The organism is Pseudomonas sp. LB3P58 (assembly GCF_054897895.1).
On the sequence record NZ_JBUBVE010000001.1, the window covers coordinates 2,541,955 to 2,562,849 of the forward strand.

General features: G+C 60.7%; 19 protein-coding genes. 10 read left to right on the forward strand and 9 right to left on the reverse strand.

Going from position 1 to position 20,895, the window contains the following annotated elements:
* Positions 1-37: 37 nt before the first annotated feature.
* The 5 genes from ACYZTZ_RS11970 to ACYZTZ_RS11990 all read right to left on the reverse strand — a co-directional run bounded on the left by ACYZTZ_RS11970 (position 38) and on the right by ACYZTZ_RS11990 (position 4,880).
* Entirely contained in the window at positions 38-1,348 is a 1,311-nt protein-coding gene (locus ACYZTZ_RS11970; protein ID WP_056739956.1) for an MFS transporter, read from the reverse strand.
* A gap of 164 nt (positions 1,349-1,512) precedes the next feature.
* Complete coding sequence (locus ACYZTZ_RS11975) at positions 1,513-2,145, reverse strand: N-carbamoylsarcosine amidohydrolase (RefSeq protein WP_461998334.1); 633 nt, start codon at positions 2,143-2,145, stop codon at positions 1,513-1,515.
* A 12-nt stretch (positions 2,146-2,157) separates the two neighbouring features.
* Positions 2,158-2,910 carry a maleate cis-trans isomerase family protein gene (locus ACYZTZ_RS11980; RefSeq protein WP_008149891.1) on the reverse strand — a complete coding sequence of 251 codons (753 nt, stop codon included), beginning with the start codon at positions 2,908-2,910 and terminating at the stop codon, positions 2,158-2,160.
* Between the two features lie 18 nt (positions 2,911-2,928).
* Positions 2,929-3,735: an alpha/beta fold hydrolase gene (locus ACYZTZ_RS11985; RefSeq protein ID WP_461998335.1), complete on the reverse strand. Its 807-nt coding sequence runs from the start codon at positions 3,733-3,735 to the stop codon at positions 2,929-2,931.
* Positions 3,732-4,880, reverse strand: coding sequence for an FAD-dependent monooxygenase (locus ACYZTZ_RS11990; RefSeq protein ID WP_461998336.1), 1,149 nt, complete (start codon positions 4,878-4,880; stop codon positions 3,732-3,734). The genes ACYZTZ_RS11985 and ACYZTZ_RS11990 overlap by 4 nt, the downstream gene beginning before the upstream one ends.
* 312 nt (positions 4,881-5,192) lie before the next feature.
* On the opposite strand from ACYZTZ_RS11990, the gene ACYZTZ_RS11995 reads away from it, so the two are divergent.
* From ACYZTZ_RS11995 to ACYZTZ_RS12010, 4 genes are all read left to right on the forward strand, one after another.
* On the forward strand, positions 5,193-6,245 hold the full coding sequence (locus tag ACYZTZ_RS11995) for a 2,5-dihydroxypyridine 5,6-dioxygenase (protein WP_192408376.1): 1,053 nt from the start codon (positions 5,193-5,195) through the stop codon (positions 6,243-6,245).
* A 164-nt stretch (positions 6,246-6,409) separates the two neighbouring features.
* The gene (locus ACYZTZ_RS12000) at positions 6,410-6,892 is read left to right on the forward strand and encodes a MarR family winged helix-turn-helix transcriptional regulator (protein WP_415760748.1); all 483 of its coding nucleotides are present in this window, start codon (positions 6,410-6,412) and stop codon (positions 6,890-6,892) included.
* 161 nt (positions 6,893-7,053) lie between these two features.
* Positions 7,054-7,530, forward strand: a complete 477-nt coding sequence (locus ACYZTZ_RS12005; RefSeq protein ID WP_461998337.1) for a (2Fe-2S)-binding protein — start codon at positions 7,054-7,056, stop codon at positions 7,528-7,530.
* Between the two features lie 16 nt (positions 7,531-7,546).
* Complete coding sequence (locus tag ACYZTZ_RS12010; protein WP_461998338.1) at positions 7,547-11,101, forward strand: molybdopterin cofactor-binding domain-containing protein; 3,555 nt, start codon at positions 7,547-7,549, stop codon at positions 11,099-11,101.
* 106 nt (positions 11,102-11,207) lie between these two features.
* Here the strand turns inward: ACYZTZ_RS12010 and ACYZTZ_RS12015 are convergent, their stop codons facing one another.
* The 3 genes from ACYZTZ_RS12015 to ACYZTZ_RS12025 form a co-directional block, all read right to left on the reverse strand.
* Complete coding sequence (locus ACYZTZ_RS12015; RefSeq protein ID WP_461998339.1) at positions 11,208-11,870, reverse strand: TetR/AcrR family transcriptional regulator; 663 nt, start codon at positions 11,868-11,870, stop codon at positions 11,208-11,210.
* Between the two features lie 53 nt (positions 11,871-11,923).
* On the reverse strand, positions 11,924-13,372 hold the full coding sequence (locus tag ACYZTZ_RS12020) for a nucleobase:cation symporter-2 family protein (RefSeq protein WP_461998340.1): 1,449 nt from the start codon (positions 13,370-13,372) through the stop codon (positions 11,924-11,926).
* A 208-nt stretch (positions 13,373-13,580) separates the two neighbouring features.
* Positions 13,581-14,474: a LysR family transcriptional regulator gene (locus tag ACYZTZ_RS12025; RefSeq protein ID WP_461998341.1), complete on the reverse strand. Its 894-nt coding sequence runs from the start codon at positions 14,472-14,474 to the stop codon at positions 13,581-13,583.
* A gap of 102 nt (positions 14,475-14,576) precedes the next feature.
* On the opposite strand from ACYZTZ_RS12025, the gene ACYZTZ_RS12030 reads away from it, so the two are divergent.
* Both ACYZTZ_RS12030 and speB read left to right on the forward strand, forming a co-directional pair.
* Positions 14,577-15,668, forward strand: coding sequence for a polyamine ABC transporter substrate-binding protein (locus ACYZTZ_RS12030; protein ID WP_461998342.1), 1,092 nt, complete (start codon positions 14,577-14,579; stop codon positions 15,666-15,668).
* Between the two features lie 13 nt (positions 15,669-15,681).
* Positions 15,682-16,641: an agmatinase gene (gene speB, locus ACYZTZ_RS12035; protein ID WP_461998343.1), complete on the forward strand. Its 960-nt coding sequence runs from the start codon at positions 15,682-15,684 to the stop codon at positions 16,639-16,641.
* 50 nt (positions 16,642-16,691) lie between these two features.
* On the opposite strand, the gene ACYZTZ_RS12040 is transcribed toward speB, so the two are convergent.
* Positions 16,692-17,744: an aldo/keto reductase gene (locus tag ACYZTZ_RS12040; protein ID WP_461998344.1), complete on the reverse strand. Its 1,053-nt coding sequence runs from the start codon at positions 17,742-17,744 to the stop codon at positions 16,692-16,694.
* A 205-nt stretch (positions 17,745-17,949) separates the two neighbouring features.
* Here ACYZTZ_RS12040 and ACYZTZ_RS12045 point away from each other — a divergent pair, with 205 nt between their 5' ends.
* From ACYZTZ_RS12045 to ACYZTZ_RS12060, 4 genes are read left to right on the forward strand one after another with little or no spacing between them, the layout of a single operon-like run.
* Positions 17,950-18,666: a helix-turn-helix transcriptional regulator gene (locus ACYZTZ_RS12045; protein ID WP_461998345.1), complete on the forward strand. Its 717-nt coding sequence runs from the start codon at positions 17,950-17,952 to the stop codon at positions 18,664-18,666.
* A 52-nt stretch (positions 18,667-18,718) separates the two neighbouring features.
* Positions 18,719-19,060: a nuclear transport factor 2 family protein gene (locus ACYZTZ_RS12050; RefSeq protein ID WP_008069241.1), complete on the forward strand. Its 342-nt coding sequence runs from the start codon at positions 18,719-18,721 to the stop codon at positions 19,058-19,060.
* A 26-nt stretch (positions 19,061-19,086) separates the two neighbouring features.
* The gene (gene zapE, locus ACYZTZ_RS12055; RefSeq protein WP_461998346.1) at positions 19,087-20,205 is read left to right on the forward strand and encodes a cell division protein ZapE; all 1,119 of its coding nucleotides are present in this window, start codon (positions 19,087-19,089) and stop codon (positions 20,203-20,205) included.
* Positions 20,206-20,221: 16 nt separating this feature from the next.
* Positions 20,222-20,803, forward strand: coding sequence for a DinB family protein (locus ACYZTZ_RS12060; protein WP_461998347.1), 582 nt, complete (start codon positions 20,222-20,224; stop codon positions 20,801-20,803).
* Positions 20,804-20,895: the final 92 nt, after the last annotated feature.

Below are 20,895 nucleotides of genomic sequence, written 5' to 3' on the forward strand. Positions count from 1 at the left end.
TCGCGAGCAAGCCCGCTCCCACATGGACGGTGGTGGGTCAGCGGTTGACCAGTTTGGCCGGCAAGGCGATCACCAGAAAGCTGCTGAGAATCAGGCAGCCGGCAAAGAACCACAGCGCACCGGCGCTGCTGCCGGTGACGTCGATGGCGACCCCCATCAGCGAATTGCTGACCAGCCCGGCGATGTTCGCCAACGAGCAGGCGAGGGCGAAGCCGGTAGCCGCCGCGGTGCCTTTGAGAAAGGTCGCCGGCAGACTGAAGAACACCGGCACCGCGCCGATGATCGCCGCCGACGCGATGGCGAACAGTGCCACGGTCGCCACCACGTTGTGGACGAAGAACGGCGCACTGGCCATGGCGGCGGCGCCCACCAGAAACGGCACGATGATGTGCCAGCGACGTTCGCGGTGTTTGTCGGAGCTGGCGCCGATCAACAGCATGCCCAACAACGCGGCGATACTCGGCAGCGCCGTGAGTACGCCGATGTGGAACGTGTCGCTGATGCCTGCATTGCGGATGAAGGTCGGCATCCAGAAACCCATGGCATAGGCACTGAGCAGGATCGAGAAGTCGATCCCGCCGAGCATCCAGACCTTCAAGTTGAAGAAGCCGTCGCGAAAACTGTGTTTGCTGTCCCCGCCACTGGCCTCATCGGCGCGCAGTTCTTGCTCCAGCAGGTTTTTTTCATCGTCGTTGAGCCATTTGGCCTGGCGATAGTTGTTGGGCAGGGCCCAGAAGGTCAGCACGCCCAGCATGACACTCGGTACCGCCTCGATGAGGAACAGCCATTGCCAGCCATGCAGGCCGCCAAAGTTATCGAAATAACCCATGACCCAGCCGGACAGCGGGCCGCCAATCACGCTGGACAGCGGCAGGCCGATCATGAACAAGGCGATGATGCGGCCCCGTCGATAGGTCGGAAACCAGGTCGTCAGGTAATACAGAACGCCTGGCAGAAAGCCTGCTTCGGCGGCGCCGAGCAAGAAGCGCAGGATGTAGAACTGAGTGGTGGATGTCACGAGCATGGTGCAGGCCGATAGAAGGCCCCAGGTGATCATGATGCGGGCGATCCAGATCTTGGCGCCGACTTTCTCCAGCACCAGGTTGCTCGGCACCTCGAACAGGATGTAGCCGACAAAAAACAGTCCGGCACCGAGGCCGAAGGCGGTTTCGCTGAAGTGCAGTTGATCGAGCATCTGCAGTTTGGCGAAGCCGATATTGATCCGGTCGAGGTACGCGGCCAGGTAGCAGAAGCACAGGAAAGGGATCAGCTTCCAGGTGATCTTGTGGTAAAGCGCTTGAATCGGGTCGGCGACCGTGGTCGCAGGTGCTGCATTCGCAATGGGCATTGGGTGTCTCCTGGCGGTGACTTATGGTTTTTATACAGCCGCTTTTTTCCAGCGCTCTGGCGCGCTGAAAGCGACGTCCAAAGGCAGTGTCAGAAGACTGAGGGCGTACCCTCAGTTTTTATCGAAGACCAGCGCTCTAAATGGCGCGGTTCTTGTGGTACGCCTTACATTTTTTTGAAGTGCGCGATGGCCTCCTGCTTGCTGACGACATCGCCGTACTTGCTGTCGATATCGAACAGGTTGGCTTCATGGGGCGCCGAATGCCGGTCGCCGACGCACTCGCGCACGACGATGGTGCGAAAACCGTGTTGCACGGCGTCCACCGCTGTCGCCCGAATGCAGCCGCTGGTGGAGCAACCGGCCAGCACCACGGTGTCGATGCCTTGGGCGTGCAGCATCGAGGCCAGGCTACTGCCGAAAAAGGCACTGGCGTATTGCTTGCTGATCACCACTTCATCCTCTTGGGGCTGTACCTCTTCGCAAAACGCCGCCAAGGGGTTGCCCTCGACCATGTCTTTCATCACCGGGGCTTTTTTAACCCAGATGCCACCGTCGGCGAAATGGCCGGGATGGTAGCGAATATTGGTGTGCACCACCGGGATACCCTGACGACGGGCGCTGGCCAACAGCTCAACGCTTTCGGCCACGGCACTGACCACGCCGGGTGCGAACAGCGGCGCCCCTTCGGTGGTGTAGCCACGCATGAAATCGATCATCAGCAACGCGGCTTTCTGGCCGAAACCGATGCGCTGGCCCCACACGCCCTGATAGTTGTCGTTGGCGGTTTGTTCGCTCATGTCGCTCACCTCTTAATAGGCGCCGGAGAGCAGGGCGCCCGCACCGGGAACAATCGGTTCCAGGTCCAGAGCCTTGAGCATGGCGTAGGTGGTGGCAATGGCGGCGGTGAGCACCGGTTTTCCGGTTTGCGCTTCGACTTGCGCCACCACGGGCAGTGACTGCATCTGCACGCAGGCCGAGAGCACGATCACGTCGACGCCTTCCAGGTTCATGCCGGCCACGATGCCCGGTAGATTCGCCGGATCGTGACGCGCCACGGCGAGGTTGTCGGGAATTTCCAGTGCGCGCCAGTCCACGACTTCGAAGCCTTCTGCGCGGATGTAATCCACCACCAGTTCGGTGAGGGGTTTCATGTACGGCGCGACGATAGCGATGCGTTTGGCGCCCAGCACTTTCAGGCCTTCGATCAAGGCGCCGGCGCTGGTAATGACCGGTGCGTTGCCGTCGTTATCGGCGGTGGCCTTGCGCAGCCGTTGCTCGGATTTGCGGTGGTAACCCAGACCCATGGCCATGATCGCCACCAGGCACGCGTAACCCAAGACGTCGACCTTGGCGTCGGACAATTCCACGGCACAGCGGTCGGACTCGCCGTCCATCGCCGCCAGCTCTTCCTTGCGCACTTGTTTCATGCGCATGCGGCTGGAGTGAAAGGTGAAGCGCTCGGGGCGGATCAACTGACGCGCGGTGAGCATCGCCGGGATCTCGGTTTCCATGGTGGTGTTGGAGCTCGGCACGATCTGGCCGATGCGGTAAGGCGTGAGCATAAAAGTCTCCGGATTCGATTAGTTCAGGCGTGGGCCAAGGAAATCACCGAAGGCGCTGAAGAAGCCGTCGAGGTCATCCCAGGGAATCATGTGCCCGGCGTTTTCGACGTGGACACTGCGAATGTTCGGTTGCAGGTCGAGTATTTCCGCTTCGTCCTCGGGCTGAATAACACCACCACGGCCGGCGATCATCAGTAACGCCGGGGCCTGGAGTTTCGGCAGGTCCTGATGGAAATCCACGTCGTGGAAATCGTTGAAGGCCCGCACGATCGCCGGCTCGTAGCAGGTGTGCAGCCACTCGGTGCGCAGCTGCAGTTGCTCGTCGGTCCAGGTGGCACAGAAGGCGCGCATCGCCTCGGCGTCCATTCCTGCCAAGGACTGGCGGATCGAATCGACGTACCACGGCAGTTTGCTCGGGTATTCGCGCCGACCAGGGCCGGACACCGGTGGATCGATCAATACCAGACGGTTCACCCCGACCGGATGCCGCACCGCGCTGCGCACGGCAAATCGGGCGCCCATGGAATGACCGACCAAGTGGTAGTTGTCGAGCTTCATGGCCTGGGCAAAAGCGCCGATGTCGTCGGCGCAGGCGTCAGCGCTGTAGTCCAACTCTGGGCCGGTGGAGGAGAGGCCACGACCACGGACGTCCAGCACGTAAGTGTCGAAATGCTCGCCGAGTCGTTCCGCGACAAACCCCCAGGTGATCGCCGGGCTGGTGATGCCGGGAATCAGAATCAGCGCCGGGCCGTTACCGCCATAGCGCAGGTAGTGCTGGCGAATGCCGTTGGCCTGGATGTTACCGCCATGGATGAACGTACTCACGCGGCTACCCCCGATTTCAGCGGCTGGGCGTACAGGTCATAGCCGTAAACCCAGGCCGGATCTTCCTGGGTGCGCAGCCAGGTGTTGGCGTTGGACACGGACTGCACGCGGGAGGCGCGTTCCTTGCGGTTGGCTTCATAGAGTTCGAACGCGGTGCGGTAATCGCCAAGCCCGGTTTCCTGCAGGCAGCGAGTGAGCATCGCGGCGTCTTCGATGGCCATGCCGGCGCCTTGGGCCATGTGCGGTTTCATCGGGTGGCAAGCGTCGCCCAGCAGCACCAGTCGCCCACGGCTCCACAGCGGCAACGGGTTGCGGTTGCGCAACGGCCATTTGGTGACGCTTTCGGTGGATTCGATCAGTGCCTGGACCGTCGGGTGATACCCCTGGAACGCCTCAAACATTTCTTCGCGGCTGCTGTCGACGAACGCACCCTGGAAATCCCACTCCGGGTGTGGCACGCCGGTCACGTAGTAGTACTCGTCGCGCTTGCCGGTGGTGTAGTAGACCATCATGTGCCGATCCTCGGTCCACCACTTGATGCAGTCTTCGAACTTCAAATCGTATTTGGCCAGTTGATCGCCACGGATCAGCGCGCGGTGCGCCACCCAGCCGCTGTACAGCGGTTTTTCCGCGCCGAGCAACTCTTCACGAATCTTCGAATTGATGCCGTCGGCGCCGATGACGATGTCGGCGTAGGTCACTTCGCCATCGCTGAAGGTCAGGCGCACCTGGCGGTCGGTTTCTTCGAGGGTTTCCAGGCGTTTGTTGAAGTGCACGGTGTCGGGTTTGATCGTCGACATCTGCAGGGCGTGCAGGTCGCCGCGGTGCACGGTGATGTAGGACGCGCCATATTCCTTGCGAGCGAAATCTCCCAATGGGATGCGTGACAGGTAATCGCCACTCAAACCGTCACGACTGAACCAGTGATCCGGGTGCGAACCCATCAGGTCGAGCTGTTGCTCGATGCCCATGCGCCGGAAGATTTTCATGATGTTGGGACCCATGTGAATCCCGGCACCGAGGCGGGAGAACTCCGGTGCCTGTTCGTAGATGTCCACCTCAAACCCGGCTTGTTGCAGCAGCGTCGCAGCGGCGGCACCGCCCAGACCCGCACCGACGATGGCGATTTTTTGTGTTCTTGCCATAGGGATTGTTCCTCTTTTTCGAATGGTCACTGGCGATGTCGTCGCAAGGTTTTTAAAGTGTATACGCTATAAAATTTAAAAAGAAAGAGCCGTTTGGGAAAAATTATTTTCAGCCATATTTGTCCGTAGTCACCAAATGTAACCAGTAAATATTGGTTTTGTGTGAGTTGGTAACGTTATGGCTTGGCGCTTGCAGTCAGCCTGCTTTTAGGGTCTTATCGTTAACAAATGGTGTATACGCTATAAAAATGCACTGGAGTGAGGCGAGGCGCCTCGACTTGGTGCGCAACAAACGATCGAGGAGACAGGAAAATGCCGGTAAGCGATTGCGAATTGACCCAGATGTTCGAACACGTGTTGAAGCTGTCGAAGGTCGACCCGACCCAGAGCGTCGCCGTACTCAAGAGCCACTATTCGAACCCGCGCACCGTGCGTGCGGCGATGGAGGCGGCCCAGCGGCTGGGGGCCAAGGTCTACGCGGTGGAGTTGCCTTCGTTCAACCATCCGACGGCCATGGGCAATGACATGACGGCTTACTGCGGCGACACCGCGTTGACCGGCAATATCGCGGCGCAGCGGGCGCTGGAAGCGGCGGACTTGATCGTCGACACGATGATGCTGCTGCACTCACCGGAGCAGGAGCAGATCCTCAAGACCGGCACGCGAATTCTGTTGGCCGTCGAACCCCCGGAAGTCCTGGCGCGAATGCTGCCGACCGAGGCTGACAAGGTGCGGGTGATGGCGGCGGAGCAATTGCTCAAACAGGCCAAATCAATCCACGTCACCTCCCGCGCCGGCAGCAATTTCCACGCCGCGTTGGGGCAATATCCTTCGGTGACCGAATACGGTTTCGCCGATGAGCCGGGGCGTTGGGACCACTGGCCCAGCGGTTTTCTGTTCTCCTGGCCCAACGAAGAAACCGCCGAGGGTGTGCTGGTGCTGGATGTCGGCGACATTGTGCTGCCGTTCAAGAACTACACCCGGGAGAAAATCACCCTGGAAATCGAGAAGGGCTTCATCACCTCGATCCACGGTGGTTTTGAGGCCGAATACCTGCGTGACTACATGAAGTACTTCAACGATCCAGAGGTCTACGGTATTTCCCACATCGGCTGGGGCTTGCAGCCACGGGCGCAGTGGACTGCCATGGGGCTGCACGACAAAAACGATGGCATGTGCATGGATGCCCGGGCGTTCTACGGCAACTTCCTGTTCTCTACCGGACCGAATACCGAAGTTGGTGGCACCCGCAAAACCCCATGTCACCTGGATATTCCACTGCGCCATTGCGATGTGTATCTGGATGACCAGGCGGTGGTGATTGGTGGGGATGTGGTGGCACCGGAGGCTTCCCGGGTTCGCTGAAGGCTGCATGATTGCCTGTGTAGGAGCTGCCGAAGGCTGCGATCCTTTGATCTTGATTTTAAAAACAAAGTCAAAAGATCGCAGCCTTCGGCAGCTCCTACATGGGGTTGTGGTGCATCCTAGGAAGGCGGCAACTCTTGAGTCCACCCGCCAACCTGTCCATCATGCCTTCCCACCACTTTTCGCTTTTCGAGTCCGCCGTGCCTGAAACTCCTGATTCCTCCTACGTTTTCTCCGAACAAGTCGGGCATTTGCTCCGCAAGGCCTATCAACGGCACATGGCGATTTTTCAGGCGAACGTCGGCGACTCCCAGCTCACCGCGGTGCAATTCGTCACCCTGTGCGCCGTGCGTGATCACGGTCCCAGTTCGTTGACTGAACTGGTCAAGGCCACCGCCGTGGACCAGGCAACCATTCGCGGCATCGTCGAGCGGCTCAAGGCCCGGGAACTGATCACCCTTGAACCCGACCCGCAAGATCGGCGCAAAGTCATTGTTGGCTTGTCCGAAGCCGGCGATCGTCTGGTACAACAAACCGTGCCCTGTGCCGGGAAAATCACCGAGCTGACCATGAGCAACCTCAACCCTGCAGAGCAGGTCGCCGTGCTGTTTTTGCTGCGCAAGATGATCGACGACCCACAGGACTGATCAGCCTGTTCGGCCTTTGGCATCGTTTTTGCTCTCTTTTCATGTAGTAACCACTTCACCACTCGAGTGTGTCGCGACGCCACAAACTGATTCTGGCCCGCGACCTTTTCTTCGACTTTTTGGTGTAGTGAATACTTCATCAACTGAAGCGGGCGAAGCGAATGACAAGCCAGGAAATCACGGTAGCGCTTGAGGTCAACGGCCACACCAGCACCGTCACCGCGATGGCGGATACGCCGTTATTGCTGATCCTGCGCAATGACCTGCAACTCAACGGCCCCAAGTACGGTTGCGGCCTGGGCGAGTGCGGCGCGTGCACGGTGATCATCGATGGTGTGGCGGCGCGCTCCTGCGTGTTTCCGCTGGCCGGTGCCGTGGACCGGCAGATCGTCACCCTCGAAGGGCTCGGCAGCCGAGCTGATCCGCACCCGGTGCAGCAAGCCTTTATCGATGAGCAGGCGGCGCAATGCGGTTACTGCCTCAACGGCATGATCATGACCGCCAAGGCCTTGCTCGACCGCATCCCGCACCCCAGCGAAACCCAGATCCGCAACGAACTCTCGGCCAACCTTTGCCGATGCGGCACCCATATCGAAATCCTCCGCGCGGTGCTGCGTGCCGCCCGTCAAACGCCTTGAACGTGGATCGATGACCATGACTGACGCAATCCCCACCCGCGACCAATGGCTGGCCAAGACCGGCGTTCTGCTGATCGTCGACGACATCCTGCCGCCATCAGGCCCGGTGGCCAAAGGCGGTACGCCGCTGATCAAGCCCAAGGAGCTTGGGTTGTTCATCGCCATCAGCGATGACGCACGGGTGTATGCCTTCAACGGGCATGTCGACCTCGGCACCGGTATCCGCACTTCGCTGGCGCAGATCGTCGCCGAAGAACTGGACCTGCAACTGGAGCAGGTGTGCATGGTGCTGGGCGACACCGAGCGTGTGCCCAATCAAGGCGCGACCATCGCCAGCGCCACCCTGCAGATTTCAGCGATCCCGTTGCGCAATGCGGCCGCCGAGGCCCGGCGGTTTCTGCTGGAGCGGGCGGCAGAACGCTGGTCGGTGGAGGCGGGCAGTCTGAAGGTCGAGGCCGGGGTGATTGTCGCAGCGGACGGACGCACCACGTCCTACGCCGATCTGGTGCGCGGCGACCACGTAGAACTACGCCTCTCAGGCACCGCGCCACACAAGCCTGCCGAAGATTATCGGCTGGTCGGCAAGGGCGCCGCGCGGGTGGATATTCCGGCCAAGGCCACAGGTGAACTGACTTACGTCCACGACATGCGGGTGCCGGACATGCTCCACGGCCGGGTGATTCGTCCGCCCTATGCCGGGCTCGATTGCGGTGACTTCGTCGGCAACAGTCTGCTGGACGTCGACGAGTCTTCCATCGCGCATATTCCCGGGATCGTGGCAGTGGTGGTGATTCGTGATTTCGTCGGGGTGGTGGCGCTGCGCGAAGAACAGGCGATCAAGGCCGCCCAGGCCCTCAAAATCAGCTGGAAAGCCTGGAACCAGTCGTTGCCGGACATGAGCAATGTCGAACAAGCCATCCGCGATAACCCGCGAGTGCAGCGCGTCGTTCTCGACCAGGGCAACGTCGACGACGCCTTGGCCGGGGCCCATGAGCGTATGCCGCGAACGTATCTGTGGCCGTATCAGATGCACGGCTCCATCGGCCCCTCCTGTGGGTTGGCGGACTATCAGCCGTCGGGCACTCGCGTGTGGTCCGGTAGCCAGAATCCGCATTTGCTGCGAGCGGACCTCGCCTGGTTGCTGGAGTGCGCAGAAGAGTCGATCGAGATTATTCGCATGGAAGCGTCGGGCTGTTATGGACGTAACTGTGCCGACGATGTCTGCGCCGATGCCTTGCTGTTGTCCCGCGCCGTGGGCAAACCGGTCCGGGTGCAATTGACCCGGGAGCAGGAGCACCTGTGGGAACCCAAGGGCACCGCGCAACTGATGGACGTCGACGGCGGTTTGAACGCCGATGGCAGTGTGGCTGCTTACGATTTCCAGACCAGCTACCCGTCCAACGGCGCGCCGACCCTGGCCTTGCTGTTGACCGGACGGGTAGAGCCGGTGGCGGCGATGTTCGAGATGGGCGATCGCACGTCGATCCCGCCTTATGACTTCGAACACCTGCGCGTGACCATCAATGACATGGCGCCGATCGTCCGGGCTTCGTGGATGCGTGGGGTGTCAGCGCTGCCCAACACCTTCGCCCACGAGTCGTACATCGATGAACTGGCGTCCGCGGCGGGCGTCGATCCGGTGGAGTATCGACTGCGTTATCTGCGCGATGAGCGCGCCATTGACCTGGTGAAATCCACTGCCGAGCGCGCCGCCTGGACCCCGCGCACCGCGCCGATGCAAACCCCGAACGACGATCAGTTCCTGCGCGGTCGCGGCTTTGCCTATGCACGCTACATCCACAGCAAGTTCCCCGGGTTCGGTGCGGCGTGGGCCGCATGGGTGGCGGACGTGGCGGTGGATCGTCAGACCGGTGATGTGTCCGTCACGCGGGTGGTGATCGGTCATGACTCGGGGATGATGATCAACCCGGCGGGCGTGCAGCATCAGATCCACGGCAACGTCATTCAATCCACCAGCCGGGTGCTCAAGGAGCGGGTGACCTTTGAGGAGTCCACAGTAGCCAGCAAGGAGTGGGGCGGTTATCCGATCCTGACCTTCCCCGAGGTGCCGCAGATCGACGTCTTGATGATGCCGCGTCAGGACCAGCCGCCCATGGGCGCCGGTGAGTCCGCCTCGGTGCCGAGTGCGGCGGCGATTGCCAACGCCATTTATGACGCCACCGGGATTCGTTTTCGCGAACTGCCGATTACCCCCGAGCGGGTGCTGGCGGCGTTGAACGCCGGCACCTGTGACGAGCCACCGAAGTCGCCGGCCAAACGCTCGAAGTGGCTGTTCGGTTCTCTGTTTGCGGCGTTCGGCGCGGTGCTCGGTATGGCCGCCACCGCGTGGCCGTTTCACGGTGAAATAGCGCCAATTGCCCCGCCAAGTGCTGGCACCTGGTCGGCGGCAACCCTTGAGCGCGGGCGTTTGCTGGCGGCCGTCGGCGATTGCGCGGTGTGCCATACCGCGCCAGGTGGCGCGACCAATGCCGGAGGCCTGGCGATGCAGACACCCTTCGGCACGCTCTATAGCAGCAACATCACGCCGGATGTGAAGACCGGCATCGGCAGCTGGTCGTACCCGGCATTCGAACGGGCGATGCGCGATGGCATCGGCCGCGACGGGCGCAATCTGTACCCGGCGTTTCCCTACACCGCGTTTCGCAATATCAACGATGCCGACATGCAGGCGCTGTATGCGTACCTGATGTCACAAGCGCCGGTCAGCCAACCGGCGACTGCCAACGACATGCGTTTCCCGTTCAATCTGCGGCCGTTGATGGCCGGGTGGAACTCGCTGTTTCTGCGCCGGGGCGAGATCAGTGTGCAGCCAGAACGTAGCGAGCAATGGAATCGCGGCGCTTACCTGGTCAACGGTTTGGGGCACTGCGCCGCCTGCCATTCGCCACGCAACCTGATGGGCGCGGAGAAGGGCGGTGCGTCTTTCCTGGCCGGTGGCAGCGTCGATGGCTGGGAAGCGCCGGCGCTGAACGGTTTGTCGAAAGCGCCAACGCCGTGGACGGAGAATCAGCTGTTCGACTATCTCAGCACCGGTTATTCCGACGCCCATGGCGTGGCGGCCGGGCCCATGGGGCCGGTGCTCAGTGAATTGGCGAAGTTGCCCAAGACGGATATCCGGGCGATGGCGGTGTACCTGGCGTCACTCAATGGTGCGCAGGCTGAAGCGCAAGTGGTGGAGAAAGCCCCCCGGCCGTCGCCGGTCACGAGCCTGTCATTGAGCAACGGTCAGCGGGTGTTCGAAGGTTCGTGCAAGGCCTGTCACGCGGATGGCCTGGGGCCGAAACTGTTCGGTGTGAGTCCGTCTCTGGCGAGCAATACCAATGTGCACAGCGATCAACCGGACAACCTGATCAAGGTCATCCTGCAAGGCATCGATGCACCGGCCACCAAGGACCTGGGCTACATGCCCGGTTTCAAGGACAGCCTGTCCAACACGCAGGTGGCGGAACTGGCGGCGTATTTGCGTAATCGGTTTGCTTCAAATGCGCCGGGTTGGGAAGGGTTGGAACAGAAGGTTGCACATCTGCGGGCTAATCCCGGCAGCCATTAAAAGCTTCGTCGGATCGCCGCCCGGAGCAAGCCCGCTCCCACATTAGATCTCTGGCGGGCATAGATCGAATGTGGGAGCGGGCTTGCTCGCGAAGAGGCCGGCGCTGTTAACGCTGATCCTGATCCTGTTCGGGCAACCGCATCACCCCCCGCACCACCAGATCCTTGATAAACCCCAACCAATCCTCCCGCTGCCCCTTGTCCGCCAAATCCTCCCCCAGGAAGGAACTGAGGGTGTGCAGGTTGGAGTTATAGAAGTAGCAAAGCGAGGCGATCATCAAATACACATGCTTGATGTCCAGATCCTGACGAAACAAACCCTGAACCTGACCCGCCGCAATGATTGGCCGCAATACGCCGACGGCTTCTCCCGACAACCGGCGCAACTCGCTGGACTGTTGGGCGTGCTTGCCGTTGTGCAGGTTTTCGTTGCTGAGGATGGCGACGAATTCCGGGTGTTCGACGTAGTAGTTCCAGACGAACGCCACCAGATCCTGCAGGGCCACCAGCGGAGTGTTCAGGTCCAGCTTGAGCTGGCTTTCGGCTTTGTTGAATTGCTCATAGGTGTGTTCCAGTACGCAGATGAACAACTGCTCTTTGCTGCCGAAGTAGTAATAGAGCATGCGGTCGTTGGAATCGGCCTCGCGGGAAATGCTCTCCACCCGCCCCCCGGAGTAGCCGTCGCGGGTGAATACCTTCACGGCCGCTTCGAGAATCCGGGTTCGGGTTTGATGGGCCTGAGCGGCCCGGATGCCGGTTTTCTTGTTCAACGTGCGGTCAACCTTCTGCCAAGCGGAGTCGCAACGAATGTAGCACGGTCCCTTTAGCGGTTCAGGCTGGCGGCTGTTTCAGTGGCCGGCGGGTTTTCCATGACCCGCAGGATCGAAGCTTCCGGATCGAAATCGTCTTCTTCCAGCTCAAAGAATTCTTCAGGCAGGAAGATATTCAGCACGATGGCGCACAATGCGCCGACGGTGATCGGCGATTCGAAGATGTTGTGCAGCGCCTTCGGCAACTCGCGCAGCACTTCCGGAACCGCCGCGACACCCAGGCCCATGCCGAGGGAAATCGACACGATCAGCATGTTGCGCCGGTGCAGGCCGGCTTCGGCGAGGATCTTGATTCCGGCGACGGCGACGGTGCCGAACATCACCAGTTCAGCGCCACCGAGTACCGGTTTGGGCATCAACTGCAGCACCGCGCCGATCATCGGGAACAACCCCAGCAGCACCAACAAACCGGCAATGAAGAACGCCACGTAGCGGCTGGCCACGCCGGTGAGCTGAATCACGCCGTTGTTCTGGGCGAAGGTCACCATCGGCATGCTGTTGAACACGGCGGCCATGGCCGAATTGAGGCCGTCGGCGAGTAGTCCGGACTTGATCCGACGGAGGTAGATCGGGCCTTTGACGGGCTGCCGGGAAATCATCGAGTTGGCGGTCAAGTCACCGGCGGCTTCCAGCGGCGACACCAGGAAAATCACCGCCACTGGCACAAACGCCACCCAATCGAAATTAAAACCGTACTTGAACGGTACCGGCACGCTCATCAAAGGGATGTCGGGCAGGCTGGCGAAATTGACGTCACCCATCAGCCAGGCCACGACATAGCCGAGGGTCAGGCCGATGACGATCGCACCGAGGCGCAGGAACGGCACATCGACCCGGTTCAACACCACAATCGTACCGAGCACCAGGGCCGCCAGGGCCAGGTGACTGGCCGCGCCGAGGTCCGCCGCACCGAAACCGCCGGCGATGTCGGTCATGGCGACTTTGATCAGCGACAGGCCCATCAGCGTGATGATCGTGCCGGTCACCACCGGGGTGATCAGCATCCGCAATTTGCCGATGAACTGGCTCAACACCACTTCGATGAAAGCAGCGAAAAAACACACACCAAAGATGGTCGACAGGACCTCATCGGTGCCGCCGCCCCGGGCCTTGACCATGAAGCCGGCACTGAGAATCACGCTGATGAATGAGAAGCTGGTGCCTTGCAGACACAGCAGGCCGGAACCGATCGGACCGAAACGTCGTGCCTGAACAAACGTGCCCAGCCCCGAGACGAACAGCGCCATGCTGATCAGGTACGGCACTTCGCTTTGCAGGCCGAGAGCGCCCCCCATGATCAGGGTCGGAGTGATGATGCCGACGAAACTGGCGAGTACATGTTGCAGGGCGGCGAAGACGGTGGCGGTCAGATGCGGACGGTCGTCGAGGCCGTAAATCAGGTCGTTATTGCGCGGGGCAGGGGCTTTTTCAGAGGCGGTCATGGTGGTGTGCGTGCCAGAAGGCGGGCCGGGTCAAAAAATGGAGGCGCAGGATGCCAGAAAGACTATTTTGTGGCGAGCGATGAGCCCGATACCTGCACAATCCCTGTGGGAGCGAGCTTGCTCGCGAAGAGGGAGTGTCAGGCGACATTGATGCTGTCTGGTGCGCCGCTATCGCGAGCAAGCTCGCTCCCACAGGGATCGTGGGTAATCAGGCGAACGCCGCGAGTAGATCCTCTTCAAAAGCTTTTTGCGCATCCCCCGGCACCTGGGCGCGATGGCGGGCCAGATGAAACGCCACGTCGAAACTCATATCGGCACGGCGCACGGCGCGCAGCAATTCCTTGTCTTCCCAGCTGCGAGCAAAGTGTTCGGGTAAGTAACCGACATGCTTGCCGGAGAGAATGAAGGCGAGGGTGCCTTCGACTTGCTCCGAGCGCGCCGAACACATCTTCCCCTGGAAGGGTTCGTCGCTGCGCAGGAAGCGGTAAGGGTGATCGACCCGATCGCAAGCCTGTAGCGCTAGATCGTCAGGTGCATCATCGGTGAACAACGGATGGCCGGCGGCGCAATACAGGTGCTGGGTTTCGGTAAACAGTTCGCGGTAGTCAAAAGCGCTTTGCACTTGTGAGAAATAGCCGATTGCCAGGTCCAGTCGTTGTTGCAGCAGCAACCGTTCCATTTCGCCGGGCATGGCGCTGATCAATTCGATGCGGACCGATTCGTCCCGTTCACGAAAGCGCCGGATCGCATCGGCCACCCGTTGCAGCACGGATTGATCGAGCGCTTCGGACAGCCCCAGACGAACCTCGCCGATCAAGCGCCCGGCCACGCCGTTGGATTGATGGCGGAAGGCTTCGATGGACTCGAACAGGCTGCGAGTCGCGCTGAGCAGTTGTTCGCCCTTGGGCGTGATCTTGAAACCACCCTTGCCGCGACTGCACAGGCGATAGCCGAGTCGGGTTTCCAGTTTGGCCATTTGCTGGCTGATGCTCGACTGGCTCAAACCCAACTCACCCTGAGCCGCGCTGAAACCGCCGCACTCCACCACGTTGACGAACAGGCGCAGCAGTTGCAGATCGAGATCGTGGAGTTGGCCGAGCATCAAACATTACTCCGGGATAAAGTCAGGATAATTAACTTGGTATTTTACCAATGTATCCGACGACGCATTCTGCATCCACTTCATCTGGTCAGGTGTTTCGTCATGGCTCCCATGTTCAAGCTGTGTTTACCCGCGCTGTTCCTCGCCATGGCCGTATCGGCCCAGGCCGAGGAAAAAGTCCTGAATCTCTACAGTTGGTCCGATTACGTAGCACCTGAAACCTTGCAGCGTTTCGAGCAGGAAACCGGTATTCACGTGCGCTACGACACCTTCGATTCTTCGGAGGTGCTCGAAACCAAATTGCTCACCGGGGGCAGCGGTTATGACGTGGTCGTGCCGTCTTCCAGCGTGCTGGCTCGTGGATTGGCAGCCGGTGCGTTGAAAGAGATTCCCCACGAAGGCCTCAAGGGTTACGCCAACCTCGATCCGGATTTGCTGGAAAAACTCGCCGCTGTCGACCCCGGCAACCGTTATGGCGTGCCCTACACCTGGGGCACCCTGGGATTGGGGATGAATGTCGAAGCCGTGAAGCAGCGTTTGCCGGACGTGCCGCTCAACAGCCTGGACCTGCTGTTCAAGCCTGAATACGCCAGCAAACTGAAAGACTGCGGCATTGCCATTCTCGACTCGCCTCAGGAAGTGATCGGCCTGGCGCTGCATTACCTGGGTAAAAATCCCTACAGCACCGACAAGGCTGATCTGACAGCCGCCGAGGCGCTGTTGCATCAGCTGCAACCCAATGTGCTGTACGTCGCGACCGGTCGGCAGATCAGCGATCTGGCCAACGGCAGCGTTTGCCTGGCGCTGACCTACAACGGTGACGCCAGCATGGCCGCCGATCAGGCGCGCAAGGCCAACAAGCCGTTCGAAGTGGCGTACCGGATTCCGCAAGAGGGCACGCTGGTCTGGCAGGACAACCTGGCGATCCCCAAGGACGCGCCTCACCCCGAAGCCGCCCGCGCCTTTATCGAGTTCATGCTGCGACCGGAATCCGTCGCGGCACTGACCAATGAACTGTTCTTCGCGACGGCCAACCAGGCCGCAACACCGCTGGTGGATGAGGCGGTGCGCACCGACCCGGACATCTACCCACTGGCTGACGTGCGTGGCCGGTTGTACGCCGATCGCAGCATGAGCCTCAAGGACCTGCGTCAACGCACTCGCTTGTGGACCACTTTCCGTAGCCGCCAATAATAAGGAACCTGAGATGGACGTCCCGATGCAAAACGATCAGGCCATGACCCGCGACAGCCTCTACGGCACTGCCGCCGAAAGTACCTACGCCGGTATCACCAGTTTCATGCGTCGACGCTACAGTCGCGACTTGCGCGGCGTCGACGTAGCGGTCAGCGGTGTCCCGTTCGACACCGCCACCAGCAACCGTCCCGGTGCGCGTTTCGGACCACGCGGCATTCGTGCCGCGTCCACCGGGATTGCCTGGGAACGCCATTGGCCATGGGCCTTCGACCCGTTCGACCATCTGGCGGTCATCGACTTCGGCGATTGCGACTTCGATTACGGCACACCGCAGTCGGTGCCGGAAAGCATCGAAGCCCATGCCGAACACATTCTCAACGCCGGTAGCGCGATGCTGACGTTCGGCGGGGATCACTTCATCACGTATCCGCTGCTCAAGGCTCATGCGCGCAAACATGGTCCGCTGTCGTTGATCCACTTCGACGCCCACAGCGACACCTGGCCGGACGAAGACGGCAAGCGCGTCGATCACGGCACGATGTTCTGGCACGCGGCCAAGGAAGGGTTGGTGGATCCGTCGCGTTCGGTACAGATCGGCTTGCGCACCACCAATGACGATCACCAGGGTTTCCAAGTGCTGGATGCGCGACAAGTGCATCGACGTGGTGTTGATGCGATTGTCGAGGCCATTCGGGCGCGGGTCGGTGATCACCCGGTGTACCTGACGTTCGACATCGACTGCCTCGATCCGGCCTTCGCTCCAGGCACCGGAACGCCGGTGTGCGGCGGCTTGAGCACGGTGCAGGCGCTGGAAATCCTCGGCGGCTTGCGCGGGATTAATCTGGTGGGGATGGACGTCGTGGAAGTGGCACCGGCCTACGACAGTGCGGACATTACCTCACTGGCAGCGGCGACGTTGGCGATGGAAATGCTGTGCCTCTATGCGGCTAAACACAAAGTCGACCGGTAACACACAAACCAAAATGTGGGAGCAAGCTCCCTCCCACATTTCGATCTGTGTCAGGCCACTGGAATGATTGGCAGATCCAGGGTTTCAGCCCCGGTAAATCGCGCCATCGACCCGGCAATGGATTCATGGGGCACGCCCATCGCCACAGCACTGACACCCTCAAGTCGCGACACCTGTTCAGCACTCAACTGCACATCCAGCGCACCCAAGGTCGCATCCAGTTGCTCACGGGTGCGCGAGCCGAGAATCGGAATCAGCGCCGTGGTCGAACGCTGGGCTTTTTCCCGCAGCCAGGCAATGGCGACGTGCGTCGGGCTGGCGCCCAGTTCCTCAGCGACGGCCAGCAAAGTGTCAAGCAGGGCGGTTTCACGGGCACTTTTCTCGGCGTGGATCAGCATGCCGAGTTTGGCGGCGCGGTTGTCGCCATCGTTGGTGCGGTACTTGCCGGTGAGGAACCCGCCACCCAACGGTGACCATAACGTAGCGGCAAGGCCCAAGGCTTCGGCCATCGGCAGCTGTTCACGTTCGGCGGTGCGTTCGGCGAGGCTGTATTCCACCTGAATCGCAGCAATCGGTGAGAAACCGCGAACCTCGGCCAGCAAATCAGCCCGAGCGATGCGCCACGCCGGGAAGTTCGACAGCCCGGCGTAATGAATCTTGCCGGCGCGCACCAGATCGTCGAAACCACGCAGGATCTCTTCCATCGGCGTCACGCCATCGCTCATGTGGGCCCAGAACAGGTCGATGTGGTCGGTGTTAAGTCGTTTCAGGCTTTCTTCCACGGCGCGAACCATGTTCTTGCGGTTGTTGCCGGTGTGGGAAATGCCCGCAGCCGGCGTGGTCCCCAAGGTGTATTTGGTGGCGATGACCAGGCGATCCCGTTCCGCTGCGATGAACTCGCCGAGCATGGCTTCCGACTGGCCAGCCTGATAGCCGTTGGCGGTGTCGATGAAATTGCCGCCGGCCTCCAGGTAGCCATCAAAAATGCGTTTGGCTTCGTCGCGCTCGGCGCCATGGCCCCAACCGGTGCCGAAGTTACCAGCGCCCAACGCCAGTTCCGAGACCCGCAAGCCGGTTTTGCGGCCGAAGACTTTGTAATGCATGGGATGACTCCTGAAGGAAAAAGCGTTGGGGGGCGAATATAAATGTCTAGCGACATGTATTTAATATGATGCGAGTAATATTCACAGTCAAGACGCTTTTCCGTTCGCAAGAGAAAGGCCGACCACCGGCCAAAACGCTACTGCCACTTTCTGACAGGGTCCTCTGCTAAGCTCCGACAACTTTTACGGACAGAGCCTGCCGATTGTGTCGCGTACCACTCGTTTACTGACCTTGTTGCAAGTGCTGCGCGGCAAAAGTCGTCCGGTGACCGCGGCGACGCTTGCCAGCGAATTGGAGATTTCCGAGCGTACGCTGTACCGCGACATCGCCGAACTCACCGCCCTTGGCGCGCCAATCTACGGCGAAGCGGGGATCGGTTATGTGCTGCGCAGCGGTTTGTTTCTGCCGCCGTTGATGCTCAACGCCGATGAAACCGAAGCCATCGTGCTGGGGTTGCGCTATGTGGATCAGCGTGGCGATGAGGTGTTGAGCAAGGCTGCGGCGGATGCGCTGGCCAAGATTGCTGCGGTATTGGCGCCTGAAGCGCTGGACGCGTTACGCAACCCGACGGTGTTGCCGGGGCCGCCCGGGTATGGCTTCGCGCCCAACGCGGTACCACTGAATGTGTTTCGTCAGGCCATCCGTGATCAGATCAAGCTGCACATCGATTACGCGGACGCCCATCAGGTGCCGAGTCAACGGCTGATCTGGCCGCTGGCCCTGGGGTTTCTGAACGAGGTGCGAATCATCGTCGCCTGGTGTGAGTTGCGCAGCGCCTATCGAACCTTTCGCACTGACCGGATCTCGGCAGCGAACGAGCAGGGCGAGCGTTATCCGGGGCGGCGCAGCGACCTGTTGCGCACCTGGCGCAAGCAGATGCAACTGGACGAAGCAGGGCGCTTCACTCCTGACAAGAACTGACACAGGCTTGTTTTAGCATGGCTCCAGAATCAACAAACAAGGAGCCGTAACCATGTCCAATCCCGCCTCTTCACTGGCACCCGCCATCGCCGCCTACATTGCTGCCGCGAATGCCCGCGACACCTCGCGGGTCGCCAGTTTTTTCGCCGAGGATGCCAATGTGTTCGATGAAGGCCAGCATCAGGTCGGCACACACGCCATCGCGCAATGGATGCAAGACACCGCCCAGCGTTACCAGCCACGGGTTGAAGTACTCGACGTGCAACTGCGCACCGGCAAAGTGCTGGTGCATAACCTGATCTCCGGAACGTTTCCGGGCAGCCCGCTGGAATTGCGCTACATGTTTCGCCTGAATGAACAGGGCAAGATTGCCCGACTAGACATCTCTCTCTAACCAGGGCGCATGGCATACTGCCGCGCATGAATGTCGACTCCCCCTTAAGCGCCTGGCAACACGCCATCGAACAGAAGGGCTTCGTCCAGGACGAAGCCCAGGAACATGCCGTCTGGGCGCTGCAGAAATGCTACGAGGCGCTGCATGAAGGGCGCACGCCGATCACTGGCGTGTACCTCTGGGGTCCGGTCGGGCGCGGCAAAACCTGGTTGATGGACCAGTTTTACCAAAGCCTGAAGGTCCCGGCCCGCCGCCAACACTTTCACCACTTTATGGGCTGGGTGCATCAGCGTTCGTTTCAGCTGACCGGCACCGCCGACCCGTTGAAGGCGCTGGCTCGCGAACTGAGCGAGGAGGTGCGGGTGCTGTGTTTTGACGAACTGTTCGTCAACGACATCGGCGACGCCATCATTCTCGGGCGTTTGTTTCAGGTGATGTTCGAGCAGGGCGTGGTGGTGGTCTGTACCTCCAATCAGCCACCGGATCAGCTGTATGCCGATGGCTTCAATCGCGACCGGTTCGTGCCCGCCATCGAGGCCATCAAGAAACATATGCAGGTGATTGCGGTGGATGGCGGCGAAGATCATCGCCTGCATCCCGGCAAAGGTTTGCAACGCTACTGGGTGGCGGCACCGGGGCAACCCAGCGCTCTGGGTGAAGTGTTCAAGGCATTGACCGTCGGCCAGTCGGTGTCCAGTGATCCGATCAAGGTCGGCTACCGCTCACTCAATGTCGTGCAGGCCAGTCCAACCGTACTCTGGACTCGTTACGCCGATCTTTGTGAGCAGCCGTTTGCCGCCATGGATTTCATCGCCCTGTGCGACACCTTCAGCGCTATTCTGTTGAGTGACGTGCCCAACCTCAGCGCGCAAAAGCGCGAAGGGCGCATTGCCCGAGGCACTGAAGACGGCGTCGAGCGGGTGGTGGCGGGCGATCGCGAGTTGCCACAATTGTCGGTGCATGACGACGGTGTACGGCGTTTCATCGCCCTGGTGGACGAGTGCTACGACCGCAAGGTGCCGCTGTGCCTCGAAGCGCAGGTGCCCATGGAATCGTTGTACACCGAGGGTTATCTGGAGTTTCCGTTCCGCCGCACCCTCAGCCGTTTACAGGAAATGCAGCTGCAACGTTTCGCCGAAGCTTGAACAAGGAGCCGCGAACATGAATCAGCCTCTGTCGCACCATTTGCTGACCATGGCCTATCAGAACGCCTGGGCCAATCATCGACTCGCCAAGGCCTGGAGCCAGTTGAGCCCGGCCGATCTGGCGGCACCGCGGGTCAGCTTCTTTCCCAGCCTGCGCGCCACCCTCAATCACATCCTGACCTGCGACTGGTTTTACCTGGATGCGCTGGAGCGGGAGTTGCGCGGCGATGACCCGCATCCCGAATGCTATGTGTTTTTCAACCAGGACGAGCCGTTTGCGCACGCAGTAGACCTCAAGCGCGAACAAGCGCAGGTGGACCTTCGACTGATCGCCTATTGCGAGCAAATGCGCGATGCAGACCTCGGGAAGGTCGTGACCATCGCCCGGGACACGCCGCAACATGACAGCCGCTTGCGCCTGCTGTCCCATCTGTTCGAGCACCAGATCCATCATCGCGGGCAGGTTCACGCCATGCTCAGCGGCACCTCGGTCAAACCGCCGCAACTGGACGAGTTTTTCTGTGCCGGTGAGTCAGGCCTGAGGGCTGAGGATTTTGCCGAGCTGGGGTGGACCGAGGCGCTGATCTGGGGCGCTTGAGCGAAAAATTACAGCAGGATCCGGTTGTCGACACGGCTGTGCCCGCGATATTGTCGGTCGGCCCTTCAGTGCGAGATGCACTGGGGCGACTT